The organism is Desulfocurvus sp. DL1XJH-121, assembly GCF_054819825.1.
On the sequence record NZ_JBTVWW010000006.1, the window covers coordinates 124,364 to 142,445 of the forward strand.

Here is an 18,082-nt window from a genome sequence, read left to right on the forward strand (position 1 = left end):
CCGGGCATCCCGGGAGGCGCTGAGTGCTTTCGTGTCGGCGGGGCGCTATAGCTTGATGCGCGCGGTGCCTTCTTTATAAAACGGCAGGTCCGCCTTCCTGGCCTCGAGCTTCTTGGGACCCTTGCCCAGCAGGAAGTCGGTCTGGTCCTTGTATTCGGCGCGCACGTAGGCCAGGGCCACGCTGTGCCCCAGGCTGGGGGCGAAGGAGCCGCTGGTCACGCGGCCCACTTCCTCGCCCGAGGGCAGGAACACGGGGTCGTCGTGGCGCGCGGCGCGGCGGCCGGGCAGGGCCAGGGGCAGCAGGGATTCGCGCTCCAGTGCGGCCTTGTCCTTGCCCACGTAGTCGGCCTTGGATTTGAGGAAGAAGCCCATGCCCGCCTCGGTGGGGGTGTGGTTCTCGTCCAGGTCCTGGCCGTACAGGGCCATGCCCATCTCCAGGCGCAGGGTGTCGCGCGCGCCCAGGCCCGCCGGCTTGACCAGGGGGTTGGCCAGGAGCTTCTCCCACAGGTGCAGGGCCTTCTCCTCGCGCACGTAGAGCTCGTAGCCCAGCTCGCCGGTGTATCCGGTGCGGCTGATGATCAGGGACTCGTCCTCGAACTCGGCCTGGCGGAAGCAGAAGTAGGGCAGGAAGCTCCAATCCTCGCCCATGAAGGAATTCAGGACCTTGCAGGCCTCGGGGCCCTGGAGGTCGATCTTGGCGGTCATCTCGGAGATGTCTTCGAAATACATGTCCTCGGGCAGGTGCGACTTGAGCCAGGCGAAGTCGCTCTTCACGCGAGCGCCGTTGACCACCATCATGTATTTGTCGTCGGCCATGCAGTAGACGATGAGGTCGTCGAGCACGCCGCCCTCGTCGTTGAGCATGAAGCCGTAGCGGCAGCGCCCCGGCCCCAGGGTCGACAGGTCGTGGGTCAGGATGCCGGACAGGGCGTCCCGGGCCTTGCCGCCGATGAGCATGAACTCGCCCATGTGGCAGATGTCGAAGAGCGAGGCCTTGCTGCGGGTATGGTGGTGTTCTTCAAGGATTCCGGTGTATTGGACAGGCATGTCCCAGCCTGCGAAGGGAACCATGCGGGCGCCGTTGGCGACGTGCCAGGCGTGCAGTGGGGTCTTGAACATGTCGGACAATAGTCTTCTCCCGAGCTTGAGTGGCGTGGGGAAAATCAACGGGCGTTGAGGGGCTTATACTGCAACAGGCAGGGGCTTGTCACCCTGTTCCGATCGGGATTTGCGGATGGATTTGAATTCGTCCACCAGGGCCACCAGACGCCCGTATTGGCGGCGCACCTCGCGGCCGTACGCGGACAGGTCCTCCTCGCGCGGGTCGAGGTATTTCCTGGTCAGGTAGGCGTCCTGGAGGATGTGCTCGGCCACGGTGACGACGTTGTCCACCAGGTCTTCGAAATAGTTCACTATCTCGAACTTGAGCTGGTGCATGATCTTGTTGGTTTCTTCCAGCATGGCCAGGTAGCCCACGGGCTTGCCGCGCAGGGTGCGGTGGGAGAGGTCCGCCAGGACCTGGGCCTTGCGCGCCTGCTGGATGTAGGAATGCTTGGCCAGCACGTCCTGGTACAGGTCCCCCTGGGCCAGGAAGGGCTCGTCCCGGTGCGGGTCGTAGAGGTAGTTGTCCAGGACTTTGACCACGTTGGAGTAGAACTCGTCGGAATAGCCGATGATCCTGCGCTGGTGCTTGGACAGCCAGGCGAACAGGAATTTCAGGCGCTTCTCGTCGGTGTCGGTGTTCTCCACGATCTCGTTGCGCTTGTACACTATGCGCCCGGTGTATTCCCCGCGCACGATGTCGTTGAGGCGCAGGAACATGTTGGTGGCGTCCTTGATCAGGTTCACCCGGGTGTTCACCGTGCCGTACAGGGGGTGGATGACCTCCTGGCGCGCAACGGACAGGGCGCGCTCCTGGCGCACGTTGTCCTTGTTGAATTTGTGCTGGCGGTAGATCACGCGCAGGATCACCACACGGTTCTTCTTGTCCACGAAGTATCGCCCCTGGCCCAGGATGCGGCGGGCTTCCTTCATGTCCGGGTCCACCTGCACCAGGGCGATCTTCTCCACCCGGGGGTAGTGCTTGGCCTTGGGATGCGAATACAGGGTGGTGATGGTGCGGTCGCTCTGGCCCAGCACGCGGACCATGAACGACTCGCCCATGCGCTGCAGCCTGCGGGCGAACAGCGCCGCGGAGGTCCGCCGCTCCGAGACGATGGGGAAGCCGTGCAGCTCCATGAGGAAGCGGTACACGAACTGGCGGTTCAGCTCGTAGCGCGCGTTGTCCGCCACCTTGAACTTGCCGGTCTTCAGGCCGAAGCGCTTGATCTCCGTGTCCAGGTCCGAGGGCAGGGAGGCGTAGACTCCCGAGAGGTGGAACTGCCCGCTCTTGTCCTTGGACAGCACGTGGGCGCGATCCATCTGCAGGAGGTAGGAGAGCACTTGCGGATAGTTCTCCAGGGCCGTCAGGTCCTGGCGGGGGAACTGTTTCCGGAAGTCCTCCTGCAGGTTCTTGGGCAGGCGGTCCAGGAAGGTCTGGCGGTTCTGGGACAGCACGTTCTGTTCCAGGGGGCAGGCGCATTCCAGGCCCATGGCCGCGTCGCCCAGGAGGTCGTGCAGGATGTCGAACTGGAAGACCTCGGAGAAGTAGTCCAGGGGCCGCTCCAGGGCGACCATGGAGAATCCCGGCAGGGATGCGTATTCGAAGGGGTCGGGGTCGAAGGACGGCAGCAGGTCGCGCGATTCCACCAGGGGGTAGTCGGGCTGCTCGAAATACGGCCGCAGCAGGCAGTGCTTGATCTGGACGCAGTCCAGGAAGCGTTTCAGCGCGGGCAGGGAGGAGATCTGGACGGGCTGGGCTTCACCGACCGCGTCGCCGCGGCCGCAATCGCGGACCGAGGAGAATGCCTGTTCCCAGGAGAAGCCCATGGCTGTGTGCCTTTGCGGGGGTAGTGGCCGAAACGGCGGCGTCAGTTCCCGACTTGTGCTGCGCCGTTGAATGCAATTATAGCCATGCCGGTGTGGAAAAACAATACAAAGTCAAGAGAAAGTATAAAATTTTGCACGCATCGTCCGCTCGCGGGCGGGGCGGCGGGCATTGTGCGCCCGAACCCGGGCGGTCCGGGCGGATATTTCGTGTTTCTGGGAGCATGGAAGCAAGGGACGCCATCGGGGCCGTGGACACCCGCCGAACGGGAGCGGGGCCGGGTGCGGTCATGGGCGCTGTTTCGCGCGCAGGTCGGGGCGGGCCGCATTGCGGGCGGGGCGAAAATCTCCGGGGCGGAAACTCTTTTCCTTTCGCTGGGCTCCGCATGGCCTGGCCTGTTGTGAAATACGATTTCGATTGCTTTCAGGGAGAGGTCCGTCTTCGGGAAGGAATGAAAACAGTTTCATGTGCTGATTGTGACGTGTGTTTGCGTATCATGGGGATGCTGATATCCAGACGGAATAAAGGTGTTCGACGCCGTTCTTCAGCGTCCTGGCCCTTTTCGTGTCATCCATTGTCCTGATGCGTCCGTTTTGATAGAAACACTATTGGCATTGCAGTATGCGCCGCGCCCAGGCCGGGACGGGTCGGACGATGGCGCGGCTGGTCCGGCCGCGGCTGCGGATACGCCCCGGGGTGCGGGCAAGGAAAAAATACTGTTCAATCCGCCCCGGCTGCGGTATTTCAATCACGGCCTCCATGGGCCCGGAAATAAGGAAGTATCTGCGCAATGGATTCCAGCAGCCTGGAAAAATTCCTCAATGTCGTCGGCAGCGTGTTCGACGCCTACTCCTCGGTCCTGTTCCTGCCCGCGCCCGACGGCGAACGCTTTCGTCTGGCGGGCGTGTTCAGCTTGGGCGACCACATCGCCGAGGACACGGTGATCCTGCCCGGCCAGGGCCTGGTGGGCTGGATTCTGCGTAACAACCGGCCCCTGCTCATCAACAACTTCGACCGCAGCAAGAGCCATCTGGGCTACTATTCCCAAGACGCCGAGAACAAGATCAAGGCCTTCATGGGCTGTCCCCTGCACGGGGGAGGGGCCCTGTGCCTGGACTCCCGGCGCACCTACAGCTTCAGCGACAAGGACCAGAAGATCCTGGACCTCTTCTCCCAGCTGGCCTGCGACATCCGCCACAACTCCCTGAGCGCCAAGGAAGGCCAGGAGGAGAAGCGCCATTACGAGGCCCTGCGCGCCCTGTGCTCCCTGCGTCGCCGCTTCCCCCGCTGGGGGGACTACCTGGCCCGCTTCCTGGACGTGGTGTCCCTGGCCACGGGTTTCTCCTACTGCTTCCTGGCCGAGCGCGACGAGTTGGGCCAGGGCTATTTCCTGGAGGGGCTGCCCGAGGCGTTCTTCCCGCCCGGCGCGGTGGCGCCCGAGCGCCTGCCCATCCGCAGCGGGCTCATCGGCTGGGTCTTCAACAACGGCCAGCCCGTGTATTCCGGGGAAAAGGACGCTTGTCCGGCGGGGCAGTCCCTGTTCGGCCGCAACCTGCCCGCGCCGCCCCTGAAGAGCCTGGTCATCGTGCCCCTGACCATCCACCGCAAAACGCGCGGGGTGCTGGTGTTGACCCACACCGACCTGGTGCCCGTGACCGACGCTCTCAAGCAGTTCGTGGCCCTGGCCGCGGACAATCTCTCCTTGTTTCTGGAGAATCTCTACCTGCGCGCCCGTTCGGAACAGCCCGGGAGCTGACCTCCCCGATTCCCGCCTTGGCTCTGTTTGCGCCGCTTCCCGTTTTTCTTGCCGCCCCGGTGCGATTGGTATATATAGACATCGATCGTTTACAAATTTTCTAGATTTTTTCTGGAACGGGCGCGGAAGCATCCGGAAAATCTGGGGGAGCTACATGTTTTTCAAGCGGTTGCTGGGAATGCTGGGCAAGGACCTGGCCATGGATTTGGGCACGGCCAACACCCTGCTGTACACTCCCAAGGACGGCATCGTGCTTAACGAGCCGTCGGTGGTGGCCATAGACGCCAAGAACGGCAAGATCATCGCCGTGGGCAAGGAGGCCAAGGATTTCCTGGGCCGCACCCCCGAGAGGATCAACGCCATCAGGCCCATGAAGGACGGCGTCATCGCCGACTTCGAGGTCACCAAGGAGATGATCTCCTTCTTCGTCAAGAAGGTCATCAGGGGCCTGTCCCTGGTCAAGCCGCGCATCGTGATCTGCGTGCCCACGGGCATCACCCAGGTGGAGAAGCGCGCGGTCATCGAGTCGGCCCTGCAGTCCGGCGCCCGCGAGGTGGACCTGGTGGAGGAGCCCATGGCCGCGGCCATCGGCGCGGGCCTGCCCGTCGCGGATCCCATCGGCAACATGGTGGTGGACATCGGCGGCGGCACCACCGAGGTGGCCGTCATCTCCCTGTCCGCCGTGGCCTACGCCGAGTCCGCCCGCGTGGCCGGCGACGAGATGAACGAGGCCATCCAACGCTATTTCCAGGACCGCTTCCAGATGCTCATCGGCGAGAACCAGGCCGAAAAGGTCAAGATGCAGCTGGGCTCGGCCACGGACCTGGGCGAGACCCTGCGCGGCGAAGTCTCCGGCAAGAACATGATCGACGGCACCCCCCGCAGGGTGGAGGTCACCGACGCCCATATCCGCGAGGCCATCAGGGAGCCCGTAACCGCCATCGTCATGGCCGTGCGCCGCGCCCTGGAGAAGACCCCGCCCGAGCTGGTGGGCGACGTGGCGCGCAACGGCCTGCTCCTGGCGGGCGGCGGTGCGCTTCTGAAGGGCCTGGACAAGCTCATCTCCCAGGAGACCAATCTCTCGGTCATCGTGGACGACGATCCCCTGACCACGGTGGTGCGCGGCACGGGCCGCACCCTTGAGGACAAGGCTTTTACCAAGGTCTACGTGAATTAGATTCCCGGGCCGGGGCGTCCGTCCTGGCAAGACCTGCAAGGGCGGCCCCGGGCCGCCTTTTTGCTGCCCGCGGAGGCTCGCATGAACGAATTCGTCACCCCCGTGCTCCTGGCCCGGACCCTGGCCGCCGTGGCCGTGGCCTCGGACCTGGTGCGCGAGGCCGCCGCGCGGCCCCGGGACGTGCATTTCAAGGGCCGCATCGACCTGGTCACGGACACGGACCTGGCCGTGGAGGCCCTGCTCAAGGAGCGCCTGGGCGAGATCCTGCCCGAGGCGGATTTCCTGGCCGAGGAGAGCGCCGACGGGCTGATCCCCGGCGAATTGACCTGGATAGTGGACCCCGTGGACGGGACCACCAATTTCGCCCACGGCCTGCCCATCTGCGCCGTGTCCGTGGGGCTCTGGCGGCGGGGGCGCGTGGAGCTGGCCGTGCTGGCCGTGCCGCTGTTGGACGAGACGTTCCACGCCGTGCGCGGGGAGGGGGCCTGGCTCAACGGCGAGCCCATCGGCGTGACCCACACCGAAGAGCCCGTCAACGCCCTGGTGGCCACGGGCTTCCCCTACACAGTGGCCCGCGACGTGGGGCCCATCGTCGAGGCCCTGGCCCGGGTGTTGCCCGCCACGCGCGGGGTGCGGCGCATGGGCGCGGCTGCAGTGGACCTGGCCTACACGGCCTGCGGCAGGCTGGACGCGTTCTATGAGATCAATTTGAAGCCCTGGGACACGGCGGCCGGGTGGCTGCTGGTGGAGGAGGCCGGGGGGCGGGTCACGCGCTTCGACGGGGTCACGCCCTACGAGCCGGGCGCCCCGGACATCCTGGCCAGCAACGGCCGGGTGCACCGGGCGGTGAGCGCCCTGGTCACGGGCGCGGAACAGGGCTAGTCCAGGGGATAGATGAGGCCCCGCTCCCAGCAGCCCACCAGGGCCGGGGTCAGGCGTTCGCGGAATTTTTCGATCAGGCCGCGCAGTTCGTCGCGGTCCATGAACATGCCGTCGGCCACCTCGTCGGGGTTGGGCGAGGGCGGCTGGTGCAGACCCGAGGCGCGGAACAGGGCCGTGAATTCCCAGCCCTCCTCCGGGCCGGGCGGGAACTGGGCGGCCAGGTCCAGGCGCGAGGCGCGTACGCGCAGCTCCTCCTCCAGTTTGCGAGCGGCCGTGTCGCGGCGCGATTCCCCTGCGCGCACGTGGCCCGTGGCCGAGATGTCCCAGCGCCCGGGGTACAGGGCCTTGTGCAGGCCGCGCTTCTGCACGTAGAGGCGGCCCTCGGCGTCGAAGGCCAGGACCATCACCGAACGGTGGGGCAGGGCCTGGCGGTGCGCCTCGGACAGGGGCATGACCCCCAGGGGCTTGTCCTGGAGGTCCACGATCTCCACGCTGGGCTGGACCGGGGATGGCGTCTTGTGGGATTGCTGTCGCATGGTGTGTGTCGGGCCTTGGGCCCGGCGGGAACTGTAGCAGAGACACATGAGCCGATCAAACAGCGAAATCTCGGGTGCCGGGGCCCTCGCGTTCGTGCGCCTGGGCCTGGACGACCTGCCCGCCCTGGTGGCCCTGGAGCGGCGATGCTTCGCCACGCCCTGGGAGGAGAAGCAGTTCCGCCTGGGGCTTGAGGGTGAGGTTTTCAAGGTCTTCGGCCTCAAGGACGGGGACGAGCTTGCGGCCTACTGCTCCTTCTACCACGTGGCCGACTCCATGGAGATCCTGAACATCGCCGTGCGCCCGGAGCGCAGGCAGGGCGGCCTGGGCACGCGGCTGTTGGGGCTGGTGCTGGACATCTGCCGCCGCCTGGGCGTGGCCTCCGCCAGCCTGGAGGTCCGCGAGACCAACACGGCGGCCAGGATCCTGTATGAGAATTTCGGATTCACCCCCTGCGGCCTGCGCAAGGGGTACTATCCCGACAACGGCGAGGACGCCGTCGTCATGCGTCTTGATCTGGATAAACCGGGACTTCCGTAGTAGGCTTCGCCAAGCGGCCCGGGGCGTCCGGGAGAATATCATTGCAAGGAGACGATCATGATCCGTTCCATTGACCAGATGGAGCTGAAGGGCAAGAAGGTCCTTATCCGGGTGGATTACAATGTGCCCCTGAAAAACGGGGTCATCATGGACGACAACCGCATCCGCGCGGCCATGCCCACGGTACAATACGCCCTGGACCAGGGCGCGGCCCTGATCCTGTGCTCGCACATGGGCAAGCCCAAGGGCCAGGTGGTGCCCGAGCTGAGCCTTAAGCCCGTGGCCGTGCGCCTGGCCGAGCTTTTGGGGCGCGAGGTCAAGATGGCCCCCAGCTGCCTGGGCCCCGAGGTGGAGGCCATGGCGGCCGCGCTCAAGCCCGGGGACATCCTGCTCCTGGAGAACTCCCGCTTCCAGCCCGGGGAGCTCAAGGGCGATGCCGCCATGGGCAAGGCCATGGCCGGGCTCTGCGACATCTACTGCTGCGACGCCTTCGGCACGGCCCACCGGGCCAACGCCACCATGGTGGACATCCCGGCCCACGCCAAGCAGAAGTGCGCGGGCTTTTTGATGATGAAGGAATACAAATATCTGGAGGAGACCCTCGCCGATCCCAAGCGGCCCTACGTGGCCATTTCCGGCGGGGCCAAGGCCTCCACGAAGATCGGCATCCTGGAGAACCTGCTGCCCAAGGTGGACAAGCTGATCCTGGGCGGGGCCATGGCCAACACCTTTTTCCTGGCCCAGGGCCACGGGGTGGGCAAGTCCCTGGCCGAGCCCGAGCAGGTGGAGCAGTGCCTGCGCATCCAGGCCGAGGCCGACCGACTGGGCGTGGATCTGCTGCTGCCCGTGGACTGCGTGCTGGCCGACTCCGCCGACGCGCAGGTGTCCTCGGGAACCGTGGACGTGGACTCCGTGCCCGACGACGCGGTGATCCTGGACGCGGGCCCCAAGTCCGTGGCGCGCTGGGCCGAGAAGCTCAAAGGGGCGGGCACCGTGGTCTGGAACGGCCCGGTGGGCCTGTTCGAGACCACGGCTTTCGCCGAGGGCTCCAAGGGCCTGGCCGAGGCCGTGGTGGCCAGCGGGGCCGTGAGCATCATCGGCGGCGGCGACACCGGGGCCTGCCTCAAGCTGGCCGGGCTCTCGGACAAGGTGACCTTCATCTCCACGGGCGGCGGATCGTTCCTGGAGTTCATGGAAGGCAAGGAATTGCCCGGATTCAAGGCTCTGGAGGAGTAGGCATGAAGAAGCTCATGGCCGCCAACTGGAAGATGTTCAAAACCGCGCCCGAGGCCCGGGCCACGGCCGCGGACCTGGCGCGCCTGTGCGCGGACCTGCCCGAGGACCGCGAAGTGCTGGTCGTCCCGCCGTTCACGGCCCTGTGGGCCGTGGCCGAGGCGTTTTCCGGCAAGCCCGGGTTCGCCCTGGGCGCGCAGAACCTGTATCCCGAGGAGCAGGGCGCGTACACCGGCGAGATCGCCCCGCGCATGCTCCTGGACGCGGGCTGCGCCTACGCCCTGGCCGGGCATTCCGAGCGCAGGCACGTTCTGGGCGAGGACGACGCCCTGGTGGGCCGCAAGACCGCCTTCGGCCTGGCCCAGGGCCTGTCCATGATCCTCTGCGTGGGCGAGAAGATCGAACAGCGCCGCGCGGGCAGGGTGGAGGACGTGCTGGCCGCGCAATTGCGCGCCGGCTTGGCCGACGTGCCTCGCGACACCGCGCCGGAGCGCCTCTGCGTGGCCTACGAGCCCGTGTGGGCCATCGGCACGGGCGAGGTGGCCGGGCCCGACGAGATCGTCCACGCCCATGGATTCTGCCGCGAGATGCTGGCCGAGATGTTCGGTCCCGCGGCCTCGGAAATGCGCATCCAGTACGGCGGAAGCGTGAAGCCGAGCAACGCCTCGGAGATCATGGGCCTTGACAATGTCGACGGTGTGCTGGTAGGAGGCGCGAGCTTGGAGGCTGACAGTTTCAGCCGCATCGTTCTGGCGGGTTGACCCGGCGGAACGTTTTCACTTTGAGGAGGAATTTCACTTGGAAGCCCTGGTCCTGACCCTGCATATAATCGCCTGCATCATTCTCGTCGTCCTGGTCCTGTTGCAATCCGGCAAGGAGGGCATGGGCGTCATCTTCGGCGGCGGCTCCAGCACCGTGTTCGGCTCCAGCGGAGCGGGCGGGCTGCTGACCAAGCTGACCGCCTTCCTGGCGGCCACCTTCCTGGTGACCTCGCTGGTCTACAACGTGCTGACCAGCTCCAGGCCCGCTGGCGATTCCATCATGACGGACGAGCCCGCCAAGGTGGAGACCCAGGCCCCGGTTGCGCCCGAGGCGCCCAAGGGCGTGGACGACCTCACCGCCGCCCCGTCCCAGGCCGCCCCGGCCTCGGACGACCTCGCCGCCGGACAGAAGGGTGGAGAGGAAAAGACCAAATAGCATATCCCTCATTCGTGCCGAAGTGGTGGAACCTGGTAGACACGCTATCTTGAGGGGGTAGTGGGAGAAATCCCGTGGGGGTTCGAGTCCCCCCTTCGGCACCATACGACCACACAGAGGGGTTCCGTCCTGACGGCGGAACCCCTCTTTTTTGTTTTCGATTTGTCCGAGGCCGCTATTTGCGGCCGCCGCCGCCACGGCCGCCTCCGCCGCCACCTCCACTGCTTCCACCACCCCGGCCTCCGCCGGCTCCGCCGCCGAGGCCGGGCCCGGCGCCTGGGCAGTTCCGCGTCCTGTCCTGGATCCGCTGGCGGTTCTGCTGCTGGGTGCGGTTTTGGATTTGTCCCTGGGTGTTGGTCTGGGGTTGTTGTTCCACTTGCTCCTGCTCCTGGGCCTCGGTCTGCGTCTGGGCCCGGGTCAGGTGGGCCGTGGGCAGGCCCAGGACGAGCCCCAGGCACACGGCGACGATGTACTGTTTCATGGCGGCCTCCCGCTTGGAATGCGTGTTTTGCTTTCGGAGTATACTCCCTGTCCGCCGCCCGGGGCAAGGGCGCGCTGAAAAGCAGGGGCCCGCGGCGTGCGTCGCGGGCCCCTTGTGTCGTCCGCATGAGGAGGGCGGACTCATGGAGGAGGATGAAGGGGTCAGGGGACCAGTTTCTGGATCCTGGCGTTGACCTCGTCGCAGAGTTCCCTGGTGTCCCTGTCCGTGGTCACGGTCTTTTCCATGGCGTCGTAAAGCAGCTCGGTGATCTTTAGGCCGTTCTTGCCCGGGAAGGCGTACCAGCCCGTCATGTAGGGCTGAAGGGAGTAGATCATGGCGATGTTGGGCCTGGCGGCCAGGAAGTCCTTGAGGGCGGTCTTGGCTTTGCCGTTGGGGGCCATGTAGCCCGTGTTCATGCCCACGACTTTGGCGCCCTGCACGCCGCACCAGAATTTCATGAATTTCCAGGCGGCTTTCTGTTGGTCCTTGTCCTTGGCCGTCATCACGACGGCATTGCCGCCCACGGGCAGCTTGCTGCCCTTGTGCAGGCCGGGAACGGGGAAGGTTTTGAAGGCGAAACGGCCGCCCACATTCTTGGCGGTGTTCTGCAGGAAGGAGCACGACGTGATCATCATGCCCAGTTTGCCCGCGCCAAAGGCGGACTGGGCGTCGTTCCAGCTGTAGTTCTTGTGCATGTTGCCCTTGGCCACCATGCCGCGCAGGGTGCCAAAGGACTTGTAGCCCACGGGGCTGTTCAGAGTCACGATCTTCTCGGAGGGGTCCATGAACGAGCCGCCGTCCGCGAACATCAGGGATTGCAGCAGCCAGAAGCCCGAAATCTGCCAGTGGTAAAACATGCCGCTGACGCCGGGAGCGGCGGCCTCCACCTTGCGGGCGTAGGTATACAGCTCATCCCAGGTCCTGGGCAGGGTCCCGGCGGTGTATCCGGCCTTTTGGGCCAGATCCATGTTGTAGTAGGCGACGGGCTGGGACACGACAAAGGGCAGGCCGTAGACCGTGTCCCCGAAGGTGCAGGTGTCGTACATGGCCTGGGTGAAGCCCTGGGCGGCCATGTCCTTGTCGGCTTCGATGAAGGCGTTCAGGGGCTGGGCGATGTGCTTGTCCGCGAGCAGGCGCACGCTGGACAGGCCCTGGAAGCTCACGTCGGGAAGCTTGTCGATCATGGCGCCGCGCAGGATCTGCTTGGTGCCGTCTTCGTAGGACTGGTACTTGGCCTGGATGTCGACCTCGATGTCCGGCTCGGCCTTTTTGAATTCGTTGATGATTTTTTCCTGCACCTTGTCGAATATGACGGGGTAGGCGTAGCCGATGGTCAGGGTGGTCTTGGCTTGGGCCGCCGCGCTTATCCCCGCAACCATGATCATGGCGCAGATGACGGCTCCCAGTTGTTTGAAGGTGTTGGGCAGTCGCACGTGATAACTCCGTTGCTGATGAGTTGCTGATTGTTTCGTTCCGGGCGGGGACCTCGCGACGCGACGCGGAGTCCCCAGGGGGCCGCCCCATGCGGCACCCCGAGGGGGACGAAAGGGTTAGGGAACCAGCTTCTGGATCCTGGCGTTGACCTCGTCGCAGAGTTCCCTGGTGTCCCTGTCCGTGGTCACGGCCTTTTCCATGGCGTCGTAGAGCAATTCGGTGATCTTCAGGCCATTCTTGCCCGGGAAGGCGTACCAGCCCGTCATGTAGGGCTGCAGGGCGTAGACCTGGGACACGTTGGGGTTGGAGTCCAGGAAGCCCTTCAGGGCCTCCTTGGCCTTGGCGTTGGGGGCCATGTAGCCGGTCTCCATGCCCACGACCTTGGCCCCCTGCACGCCGCACCAGAATTTCAGGAATTTCCAGGCGGCCTCCTGCTTTTCCTTGTCCTTGGCGAACATCACGGCCGCGTTGCCACCCACGGGCAGCTTGCTGCCCTGGTGCAGGCCGGGCACGGGGAAGGTCTTCAGGGCGAAGCGTCCGCCGATGTTCTTGGCGATGTTCTGCAGGGTGGAGCAGGAGGTGATCATCATGCCCAGGTTGCCGGCGCTGAAGGCCGACTGGGCGTCGTTCCAGCTGTAGTCCTTGCGCATGCCGCCCTTGACCACCATGTCGCGCAGGGTGGCGAAGGATTTGTAGCCCACCGGGGTGTTCAGGGTCACGGTCTTCTCGGCCTTGTCCATGAACGCGCCGCCGTCCTTGAACATCAGGGACTGCAACAGCCAGAAGCCCGTGATCTGCCAGCGGTAGAACATGCCGCTCACGCCGGGGCTGGTCTTCTCCACTTTGCGGGCGAAGGCGTAGAGCTCGTCCCAGGTCCTGGGCAGGGTGTCCTCGGTGTACCCGGCCTTTTGGGCCAGATCCATGTTGTAGTAGGCGATGGGCTGGGACACGGCGAAGGGCAGGCCGTAGACCTTCCCCTTGAAGGTGCAGGTGTCGTACATGGCCTGGGTGAAGCCCTGGGCGGCCATGCCCTTGTCGCCCTTGATGAAGGCGTCCAGGGGCTGGGCGATGCGCTTGTCCGAGAGCAGGCGCACCCGGGACAGGCCCTGGAAGGACACGTCGGGCAGGTTGCCGGTCATGGCGCCGCGCAGAACCTGCTTGGTGGCGTCCTCGTAGCTCTGGTACTTGGCCTGGATCGTGACCTCGATGTCCGGTTCTACTTTTTTGAATTCGTTGATGATCTGCTCCTGCACCTTGTCGAACACCGCCGGGTAGGCGTAGCCGATGGTCAGGGTGGTCTTGGCCTGGGCCTGGACGCTCATCCCGGCGGCCATGAGCAAGGCGCAGAGGATGGCGCCCAGGCGGTGGAGAATCGTGGTCGGTTTCATCTGAGAACTCCGTTGCTGGTGTTGTCGCTTGTGGTCCGGAGCGGTTTCGACGCGCCCCGGGGCCGAAAAACCGTTATTTCACGCCTGCCTGAATGGACACGCCCTGGATGAACTTGTCCCTGGCCGCGAGAAAGGCCGCGATGAGGGGCACGGTGATGATGCAGGCCGCCGCCATGAGCGGGCCGTAGGAGATGCCCGAGTCGTCGGTCTTGAAGTAGGAGATGCCCAGGGGCGGCGTATAGTATTTGACGTCCTGCAGGCAGATGAGCGGCCAGAAGAAGTCGTTCCAATGGGCGATGAAGGACAGGATGGCGAAGGCCGTGAGCGCGGGCAGGGCCATGGGCATCATGATGCGGGTGAGGATGGAGACCTCGCCCATGCCGTCCATGCGCGCGGCGTCCACGATGTCGTCGGGGATGGCCATGAAGAACTGGCGCATGAGGAAGATGCCCAGCACCGAGATGGTCCAGGGCATGATCAGCGCCCCGTAGGAGTCGAGCATGCCCGCGGCGTGCAGCTCCATGAACACGGGCACGGCCACGGCCTGGGGCGGGATGAGCAGGCACCAGAGCACGATGTTGAAGAGCAGGGCGCGGCCCATGAACCGGAATTTGGCCAGGGCGTAGGCGCAGGGCACGGCCACCACCACCTGGATGAGGAAGATGCAGGTGGTCACGAGGAGCCCGTTGAGCATGAAGCGGATGATGGGCTGCTTGGTGAACACCTGGTGGTAGTTGCTCCAGGCCCCCCATTCCCGGGGCAGGATGCTCAGGCCGGCGAAGATGTCCGCCTGGGTCCTCAGGGACGTGGAAAGCATGACCACGAAGGGGATGAGCATGACCATCGCCCCGGCCGTAAGCAGGGCGTGGCGCGCGATTGTCGATGTCCTCATTTGTAGTGCACCCGCCTTTCCAGCCACATGGACTGGGCCAGGACCAGGGTTCCGATGCCCGCCAGGAAGACCACGGTGATGGCCGAGGCCATATTGGTGCGGAAGAAATCGAACCCTTCCTTGTACATGGTGTAGGTCAGGACCTCGGTGGCGTCGTTGGGGCCGCCCCGGGTGAGCACGGCCACGCTCTCGAAGACCTGGAAGGAGCGCACCGCCAGCAGGATGAACACGAAGAAGGTCACGTGGCTCACCAGGGGCCAGGTCACCAGGGAGAAGCGGGACACGGCGTCGTCGGCCCCGTCCAGCTCCCCGGCCTCGTACATCTCCTTGGGGATCCCCGAGAGCCCGGCCATGAACAGGACCATGGCGAAGCCCAGGTTCTGCCAGACGCTGATGGCCGCCAGGGCGGGCAGGGCCGTGGACTCGTCACGCAGGAAGTTGGCGGGGTCCAGGCCGAACCAGTGGGCGATGCTTCCCCAGACTCCCATGTTGGGGTCCAGCACGAACTCCCAGACGATGAGCATGGCCACGGCCGTGCCCATGAAGGGCAGGAAGAAGGCGGTCTCGTACAGGCCGCGCATGGGGCCGCTGTCCATGATCAGCATGGCCAGTATGAGGCCCAGGAACAGGGTCGTGGGCACGGTCATCAGGATGTACAGGGCCGTGTTCCGCAGCGAATGCAGGAACAGGGGGTCCGAGAACAGGGCCCGGTAGTTGGCCAGGCCCACGTAGTTCATGACTTCCTCGCCCAGTTGCCAGTCCGTGAAGGACAGTGCCAGCACCGCCAGGATGGGGCCGATGAGGAAGAGGATCATCAGCGCCATGGCCGGGCCGCTCAGGAAGTAGGGCAGCAGCCGTTTATACAGCAAGTGCGGGCGCATCGTCGTCCTCCATGCATTCGGGGGCGTCGGCGTCGCAGGCGGCGGCGCGGCGGCCGTGGTTCCAGCCCTCGGCGTCGAAGATCAGGGCGCATCCTGGCTGGGGCCGGAGGGAAACCTCGCCGCCCACCCCTGGGATGGCCGCGCGGCTGTCCATGCGGCTGATGGTGCGCGTGCCGTCGGCCAGCACGCCGTGCACCAGGAAGCTGGACCCCAAGTCCTCCACGTTGGCCACCCGCGCCTTCCAGGCCCCGGGCCCCGGCTTGGAGGGCGTGAGGCGGCTGGGGCGGATGCCCAGGAAGCAGTCGCCAGCAAGCCCGGCCGGGGCGGGCCGCCGCACGCCGCAGACCTCCATGACCCCGGGCTCCGTGATCTGCCCGGGCAAGATGTTGATGCGCGGCGAGCCGATGAACTCCGCCACCTTGCGGTGCACGGGGGCGCGGTAGATGTCGCGCGGAGCGGCCACCTGCAGGATGGCCCCGTCGATCATCAGCGCCACGCGGTCGGACATGGTCATGGCCTCCTCCTGGTCGTGGGTCACGTACACGAAGGTCGCGCCCAGGCTGCGGTGCAGTTCGGCCAGTTCCGTGCGCATGTGCGCGCGCATCTTGGTGTCCAGGTTGGACAGGGGCTCGTCCATGAGGAAGACCTCGGGCTCGCGCACCATGGCCCGGCCCAGGGCCACGCGCTGGCGCTGGCCGCCCGAGAGTTGGGAGGGCCTGCGGTCCAGGAGCGCGGCGATGTCCAGGTTCTCGGCCAGGCGCGTCACGCGCTCCTCGATCTCCTTGCGCCTGGCCCGGGCGTCGCCCACGAAGCGGCCCGCCAGGGGCAGGCGCTGCAGGCGCGAGAGCCGGCGCATGACCAGGGGCACGGCCATGTTTTCGAAGACCGTGAGGTGCGGGTACAGGGCGTAGGACTGGAAGACCATGGACACGCTGCGGTCCTTGGGCCGCACGCCGTGCATGTCCTTGCCGTCGATCTCCAGGGTGCCGCTGGTCTGCTCCTCCAGGCCCGAGAGGATGCGCAACAGCGTGGACTTGCCGCAGCCCGACGAGCCCAGGAGCGAGATGAATTCCCCGTCGCGCACCGTCAGGTCGATGCCCTTGAGCACTTCCACGTTGCCGAATGATTTCCGGATGTTGGTCATGGTTATGGAAGCCATGTGTTCCTCCGATGATGAAGGGTTCTCGGTCCCCTTGCTCCGGTGCGGCGGCTCATCATGCCGTCTCCCGGGGAACGTCGGACCGCTCGCCGGGGACGGCGTGCAGAACGGCCCGATACAGGGCGTGTATGGATGCAAAGACGAAGGCGGGCGCGGGAATGGGGGGCTCCGCCTCGCCGTGGTGGCCGTCGGCCGCGCGATCGAGAGTGATCCAGCAGGCGTCCATGCCCGCCAGGCGCGCGCCCCGGATGTCCGTGGCCGGGTTGTCGCCGATCATCAGGCAGCGCTCGGGCGGCAGCCCGAAGTCGTCCATGATGCATGAAAAGGCGTAGGGGTTGGGCTTGCCCACGGAGTCGGGCTCGGCCCGGGTCATGGCCGTGATGGCCGCCACCAGCGCGCCCGTCTCCGGGCTCATGCCGCCCGCGAGGGTGGGCTGGTAGGTGTCGAGGTTGGTGGCGATGAGGCGCGAGCCCCGGCGGATCTGCTCGGCGCAGTGCTCCAGGCGCTGCATGGAGAACAGCGGGTCCCGTCCCACCACCAGGAAATCGCAGGGCGCGTCGGAGTCCGGGGGCTCGGTGGTGTGGCCCAGGAGCCGGAGCTGCTCGGCCAGGCCGTCGGCCCCGGCCACGCAGACCCGGCAGGGGCCGTGCCGCTCGCGCAGGGAGCGCCCGGTGATGGTGGAGGCCAGGTAGATGTGCTCCGCGTCAGTCTCGATGCCCATGGCGCGGAGCTTTTCGCGCTGCTCTTCCGGAGCGTGGCTGGAGTTGTTGCTGAGGAAGAACGTCTCCTTGCCCAGGGCCTGGAGCAGGCCCACAAGGTCGGCCGCGGCCTCGGCGGGCCGCTCCCCGAAGTAGACGCACCCGTCCAGGTCGAAGATGTAGGCGTCGTAGCCCGTGAGTCCATGCGCGTTCATGGCCGCCAGCTCCACAGGGACTGTTCGCTCACGGCCACGCCCGCGACCCCGGCCTGGAGCATGAGCTCCACCTCCTCCGGGAGCTTCACCAGCCCGGCGGTGAAGAAGGGCAGGTCGAATTCCGCCGAAAGCTTGTCCACCACGCCGGGCATCAGCCCGGGCATGATCTCCACGGCGTCGGGCAGGGTGGTCCTGATGTTCTTCAGGCCCGTGACGTAGGCCTGGGTGTCGATCATGAAGATCTGCAGGACGCACAAGAGGCCCAGGGACTTGGCCGTGTGCAGCAGGTAGGGCTTGGTGGAGATCATGCCGTCGGGGCGCACGGTCTCGGCCATGTAGGCGATGCCCTCGTGGTCCCGGCCCAGGCCCTTGACCAGCTCCACGTGGAAGAGGATGTGCTTGCCGCGCTCGTGGGTCCTCTTGGTCAGATCCCGGGCCTCGGACAGGGTGCCGCCCATCATGAAGATGACGCGGATTTCGCTGTCCAGGGCCGCGTCAAGGTGGGACGAGTCCCGCACCGCCGCGATGACGGGGTTGGTGCGCGTGGTGGCGAACAGGGGATGCATGGACGCTCCTTCTTCGATTGCTGAGATATATTTTTTGCAGGCCGTTCAAAAATAGTGAGATGCAAGGCGCAAGAAGAATTCAAGACCGACGCGTACTCCCCGGCGAGGGTCTGGATTTTTCGC

Annotated in this window: 18 protein-coding genes and 1 tRNA gene; 8 read left to right on the forward strand and 11 right to left on the reverse strand. The window is 65.7% G+C overall.

What is annotated here, in order from left to right; all coding sequences use genetic code 11:
• Positions 1 to 45: 45 nt before the first annotated feature.
• Both gcvT and ACYYG1_RS06230 read right to left on the reverse strand, forming a co-directional pair.
• Positions 46 to 1,119, reverse strand: a complete 1,074-nt coding sequence (gcvT, locus tag ACYYG1_RS06225; RefSeq protein WP_461209425.1) for a glycine cleavage system aminomethyltransferase GcvT — start codon at positions 1,117 to 1,119, stop codon at positions 46 to 48.
• A gap of 63 nt (positions 1,120 to 1,182) precedes the next feature.
• Complete coding sequence (locus ACYYG1_RS06230; protein ID WP_461209426.1) at positions 1,183 to 2,928, reverse strand: hypothetical protein; 1,746 nt, start codon at positions 2,926 to 2,928, stop codon at positions 1,183 to 1,185.
• A gap of 788 nt (positions 2,929 to 3,716) precedes the next feature.
• Between ACYYG1_RS06230 and ACYYG1_RS06235 the strand changes: the two genes are divergently transcribed.
• From ACYYG1_RS06235 to ACYYG1_RS06245, 3 genes are all read left to right on the forward strand, one after another.
• Entirely contained in the window at positions 3,717 to 4,682 is a 966-nt protein-coding gene (locus tag ACYYG1_RS06235; RefSeq protein ID WP_461209427.1) for a GAF domain-containing protein, read from the forward strand.
• A gap of 154 nt (positions 4,683 to 4,836) precedes the next feature.
• Positions 4,837 to 5,859, forward strand: a complete 1,023-nt coding sequence (mreB, locus tag ACYYG1_RS06240; protein WP_461209428.1) for a rod shape-determining protein — start codon at positions 4,837 to 4,839, stop codon at positions 5,857 to 5,859.
• Positions 5,860 to 5,940: 81 nt separating this feature from the next.
• The gene (locus ACYYG1_RS06245; protein ID WP_461209429.1) at positions 5,941 to 6,741 is read left to right on the forward strand and encodes an inositol monophosphatase family protein; all 801 of its coding nucleotides are present in this window, start codon (positions 5,941 to 5,943) and stop codon (positions 6,739 to 6,741) included.
• Here ACYYG1_RS06245 and ACYYG1_RS06250 read toward each other — a convergent pair.
• A complete protein-coding gene (locus tag ACYYG1_RS06250; RefSeq protein WP_461209430.1) occupies positions 6,738 to 7,277 on the reverse strand; it encodes an NUDIX hydrolase in 540 nt (179 codons plus the stop codon). The genes ACYYG1_RS06245 and ACYYG1_RS06250 overlap by 4 nt on opposite strands.
• A gap of 46 nt (positions 7,278 to 7,323) precedes the next feature.
• Here ACYYG1_RS06250 and rimI point away from each other — a divergent pair, with 46 nt between their 5' ends.
• The 5 genes from rimI to ACYYG1_RS06275 all read left to right on the forward strand — a co-directional run bounded on the left by rimI (position 7,324) and on the right by ACYYG1_RS06275 (position 10,349).
• The gene (gene rimI / locus ACYYG1_RS06255) at positions 7,324 to 7,815 is read left to right on the forward strand and encodes a ribosomal protein S18-alanine N-acetyltransferase (protein WP_461209431.1); all 492 of its coding nucleotides are present in this window, start codon (positions 7,324 to 7,326) and stop codon (positions 7,813 to 7,815) included.
• A gap of 54 nt (positions 7,816 to 7,869) precedes the next feature.
• Positions 7,870 to 9,051, forward strand: coding sequence for a phosphoglycerate kinase (locus tag ACYYG1_RS06260; RefSeq protein ID WP_461209463.1), 1,182 nt, complete (start codon positions 7,870 to 7,872; stop codon positions 9,049 to 9,051).
• Positions 9,052 to 9,053: 2 nt separating this feature from the next.
• On the forward strand, positions 9,054 to 9,809 hold the full coding sequence (gene tpiA, locus ACYYG1_RS06265; protein ID WP_461209432.1) for a triose-phosphate isomerase: 756 nt from the start codon (positions 9,054 to 9,056) through the stop codon (positions 9,807 to 9,809).
• Positions 9,810 to 9,846: 37 nt separating this feature from the next.
• Positions 9,847 to 10,245 (forward strand): preprotein translocase subunit SecG, encoded by a 399-nt coding sequence (gene secG, locus ACYYG1_RS06270; RefSeq protein ID WP_461209433.1) that lies wholly within the window; start codon positions 9,847 to 9,849, stop codon positions 10,243 to 10,245.
• A gap of 16 nt (positions 10,246 to 10,261) precedes the next feature.
• Positions 10,262 to 10,349: transfer RNA gene (locus tag ACYYG1_RS06275), tRNA-Leu, on the forward strand.
• 71 nt (positions 10,350 to 10,420) lie between these two features.
• Here the strand turns inward: ACYYG1_RS06275 and ACYYG1_RS06280 are convergent.
• The 8 genes from ACYYG1_RS06280 to ACYYG1_RS06315 all read right to left on the reverse strand — a co-directional run bounded on the left by ACYYG1_RS06280 (position 10,421) and on the right by ACYYG1_RS06315 (position 17,959).
• Positions 10,421 to 10,726: a hypothetical protein gene (locus ACYYG1_RS06280; protein WP_461209434.1), complete on the reverse strand. Its 306-nt coding sequence runs from the start codon at positions 10,724 to 10,726 to the stop codon at positions 10,421 to 10,423.
• Between the two features lie 161 nt (positions 10,727 to 10,887).
• Positions 10,888 to 12,159, reverse strand: a complete 1,272-nt coding sequence (locus tag ACYYG1_RS06285; protein WP_461209435.1) for an ABC transporter substrate-binding protein — start codon at positions 12,157 to 12,159, stop codon at positions 10,888 to 10,890.
• Positions 12,160 to 12,276: 117 nt separating this feature from the next.
• On the reverse strand, positions 12,277 to 13,548 hold the full coding sequence (locus ACYYG1_RS06290) for an ABC transporter substrate-binding protein (RefSeq protein WP_461209436.1): 1,272 nt from the start codon (positions 13,546 to 13,548) through the stop codon (positions 12,277 to 12,279).
• A 73-nt stretch (positions 13,549 to 13,621) separates the two neighbouring features.
• The gene (locus ACYYG1_RS06295) at positions 13,622 to 14,440 is read right to left on the reverse strand and encodes a carbohydrate ABC transporter permease (RefSeq protein WP_461209437.1); all 819 of its coding nucleotides are present in this window, start codon (positions 14,438 to 14,440) and stop codon (positions 13,622 to 13,624) included.
• On the reverse strand, positions 14,437 to 15,321 hold the full coding sequence (locus ACYYG1_RS06300; protein ID WP_461209438.1) for a carbohydrate ABC transporter permease: 885 nt from the start codon (positions 15,319 to 15,321) through the stop codon (positions 14,437 to 14,439). The genes ACYYG1_RS06295 and ACYYG1_RS06300 overlap by 4 nt, the downstream gene beginning before the upstream one ends.
• Entirely contained in the window at positions 15,299 to 16,480 is a 1,182-nt protein-coding gene (locus ACYYG1_RS06305; RefSeq protein WP_461209439.1) for an ABC transporter ATP-binding protein, read from the reverse strand. Before ACYYG1_RS06305 ends, ACYYG1_RS06300 begins: the two co-directional genes overlap by 23 nt.
• 55 nt (positions 16,481 to 16,535) lie before the next feature.
• Complete coding sequence (locus ACYYG1_RS06310) at positions 16,536 to 17,393, reverse strand: HAD-IIA family hydrolase (protein WP_461209440.1); 858 nt, start codon at positions 17,391 to 17,393, stop codon at positions 16,536 to 16,538.
• On the reverse strand, positions 17,390 to 17,959 hold the full coding sequence (locus ACYYG1_RS06315) for a glycerol-3-phosphate responsive antiterminator (RefSeq protein ID WP_461209441.1): 570 nt from the start codon (positions 17,957 to 17,959) through the stop codon (positions 17,390 to 17,392). Before ACYYG1_RS06315 ends, ACYYG1_RS06310 begins: the two co-directional genes overlap by 4 nt.
• Positions 17,960 to 18,082: the final 123 nt, after the last annotated feature.

Bases quoted from the DNA above. Each gene is read 5' to 3' on its own strand.
- gcvT (WP_461209425.1), bottom strand. From the start codon at position 1,119: ATGTTCAAGACCCCACTGCACGCCTGGCACGTCGCCAACGGCGCCCGC.
- ACYYG1_RS06280 (WP_461209434.1), bottom strand. From the start codon at position 10,726: ATGAAACAGTACATCGTCGCCGTGTGCCTGGGGCTCGTCCTGGGCCTG.
- ACYYG1_RS06310 (WP_461209440.1), bottom strand. From the start codon at position 17,393: ATGAACGCGCATGGACTCACGGGCTACGACGCCTACATCTTCGACCTG.
- ACYYG1_RS06300 (WP_461209438.1), bottom strand. From the start codon at position 15,321: ATGCGCCCGCACTTGCTGTATAAACGGCTGCTGCCCTACTTCCTGAGC.
- ACYYG1_RS06230 (WP_461209426.1), bottom strand. From the start codon at position 2,928: ATGGGCTTCTCCTGGGAACAGGCATTCTCCTCGGTCCGCGATTGCGGC.
- mreB (WP_461209428.1), top strand. From the start codon at position 4,837: ATGTTTTTCAAGCGGTTGCTGGGAATGCTGGGCAAGGACCTGGCCATG.
- ACYYG1_RS06290 (WP_461209436.1), bottom strand. From the start codon at position 13,548: ATGAAACCGACCACGATTCTCCACCGCCTGGGCGCCATCCTCTGCGCC.
- tpiA (WP_461209432.1), top strand. From the start codon at position 9,054: ATGAAGAAGCTCATGGCCGCCAACTGGAAGATGTTCAAAACCGCGCCC.
- rimI (WP_461209431.1), top strand. From the start codon at position 7,324: ATGAGCCGATCAAACAGCGAAATCTCGGGTGCCGGGGCCCTCGCGTTC.
- ACYYG1_RS06295 (WP_461209437.1), bottom strand. From the start codon at position 14,440: ATGAGGACATCGACAATCGCGCGCCACGCCCTGCTTACGGCCGGGGCG.
- ACYYG1_RS06235 (WP_461209427.1), top strand. From the start codon at position 3,717: ATGGATTCCAGCAGCCTGGAAAAATTCCTCAATGTCGTCGGCAGCGTG.
- ACYYG1_RS06250 (WP_461209430.1), bottom strand. From the start codon at position 7,277: ATGCGACAGCAATCCCACAAGACGCCATCCCCGGTCCAGCCCAGCGTG.
- ACYYG1_RS06245 (WP_461209429.1), top strand. From the start codon at position 5,941: ATGAACGAATTCGTCACCCCCGTGCTCCTGGCCCGGACCCTGGCCGCC.
- ACYYG1_RS06315 (WP_461209441.1), bottom strand. From the start codon at position 17,959: ATGCATCCCCTGTTCGCCACCACGCGCACCAACCCCGTCATCGCGGCG.
- ACYYG1_RS06305 (WP_461209439.1), bottom strand. From the start codon at position 16,480: ATGGCTTCCATAACCATGACCAACATCCGGAAATCATTCGGCAACGTG.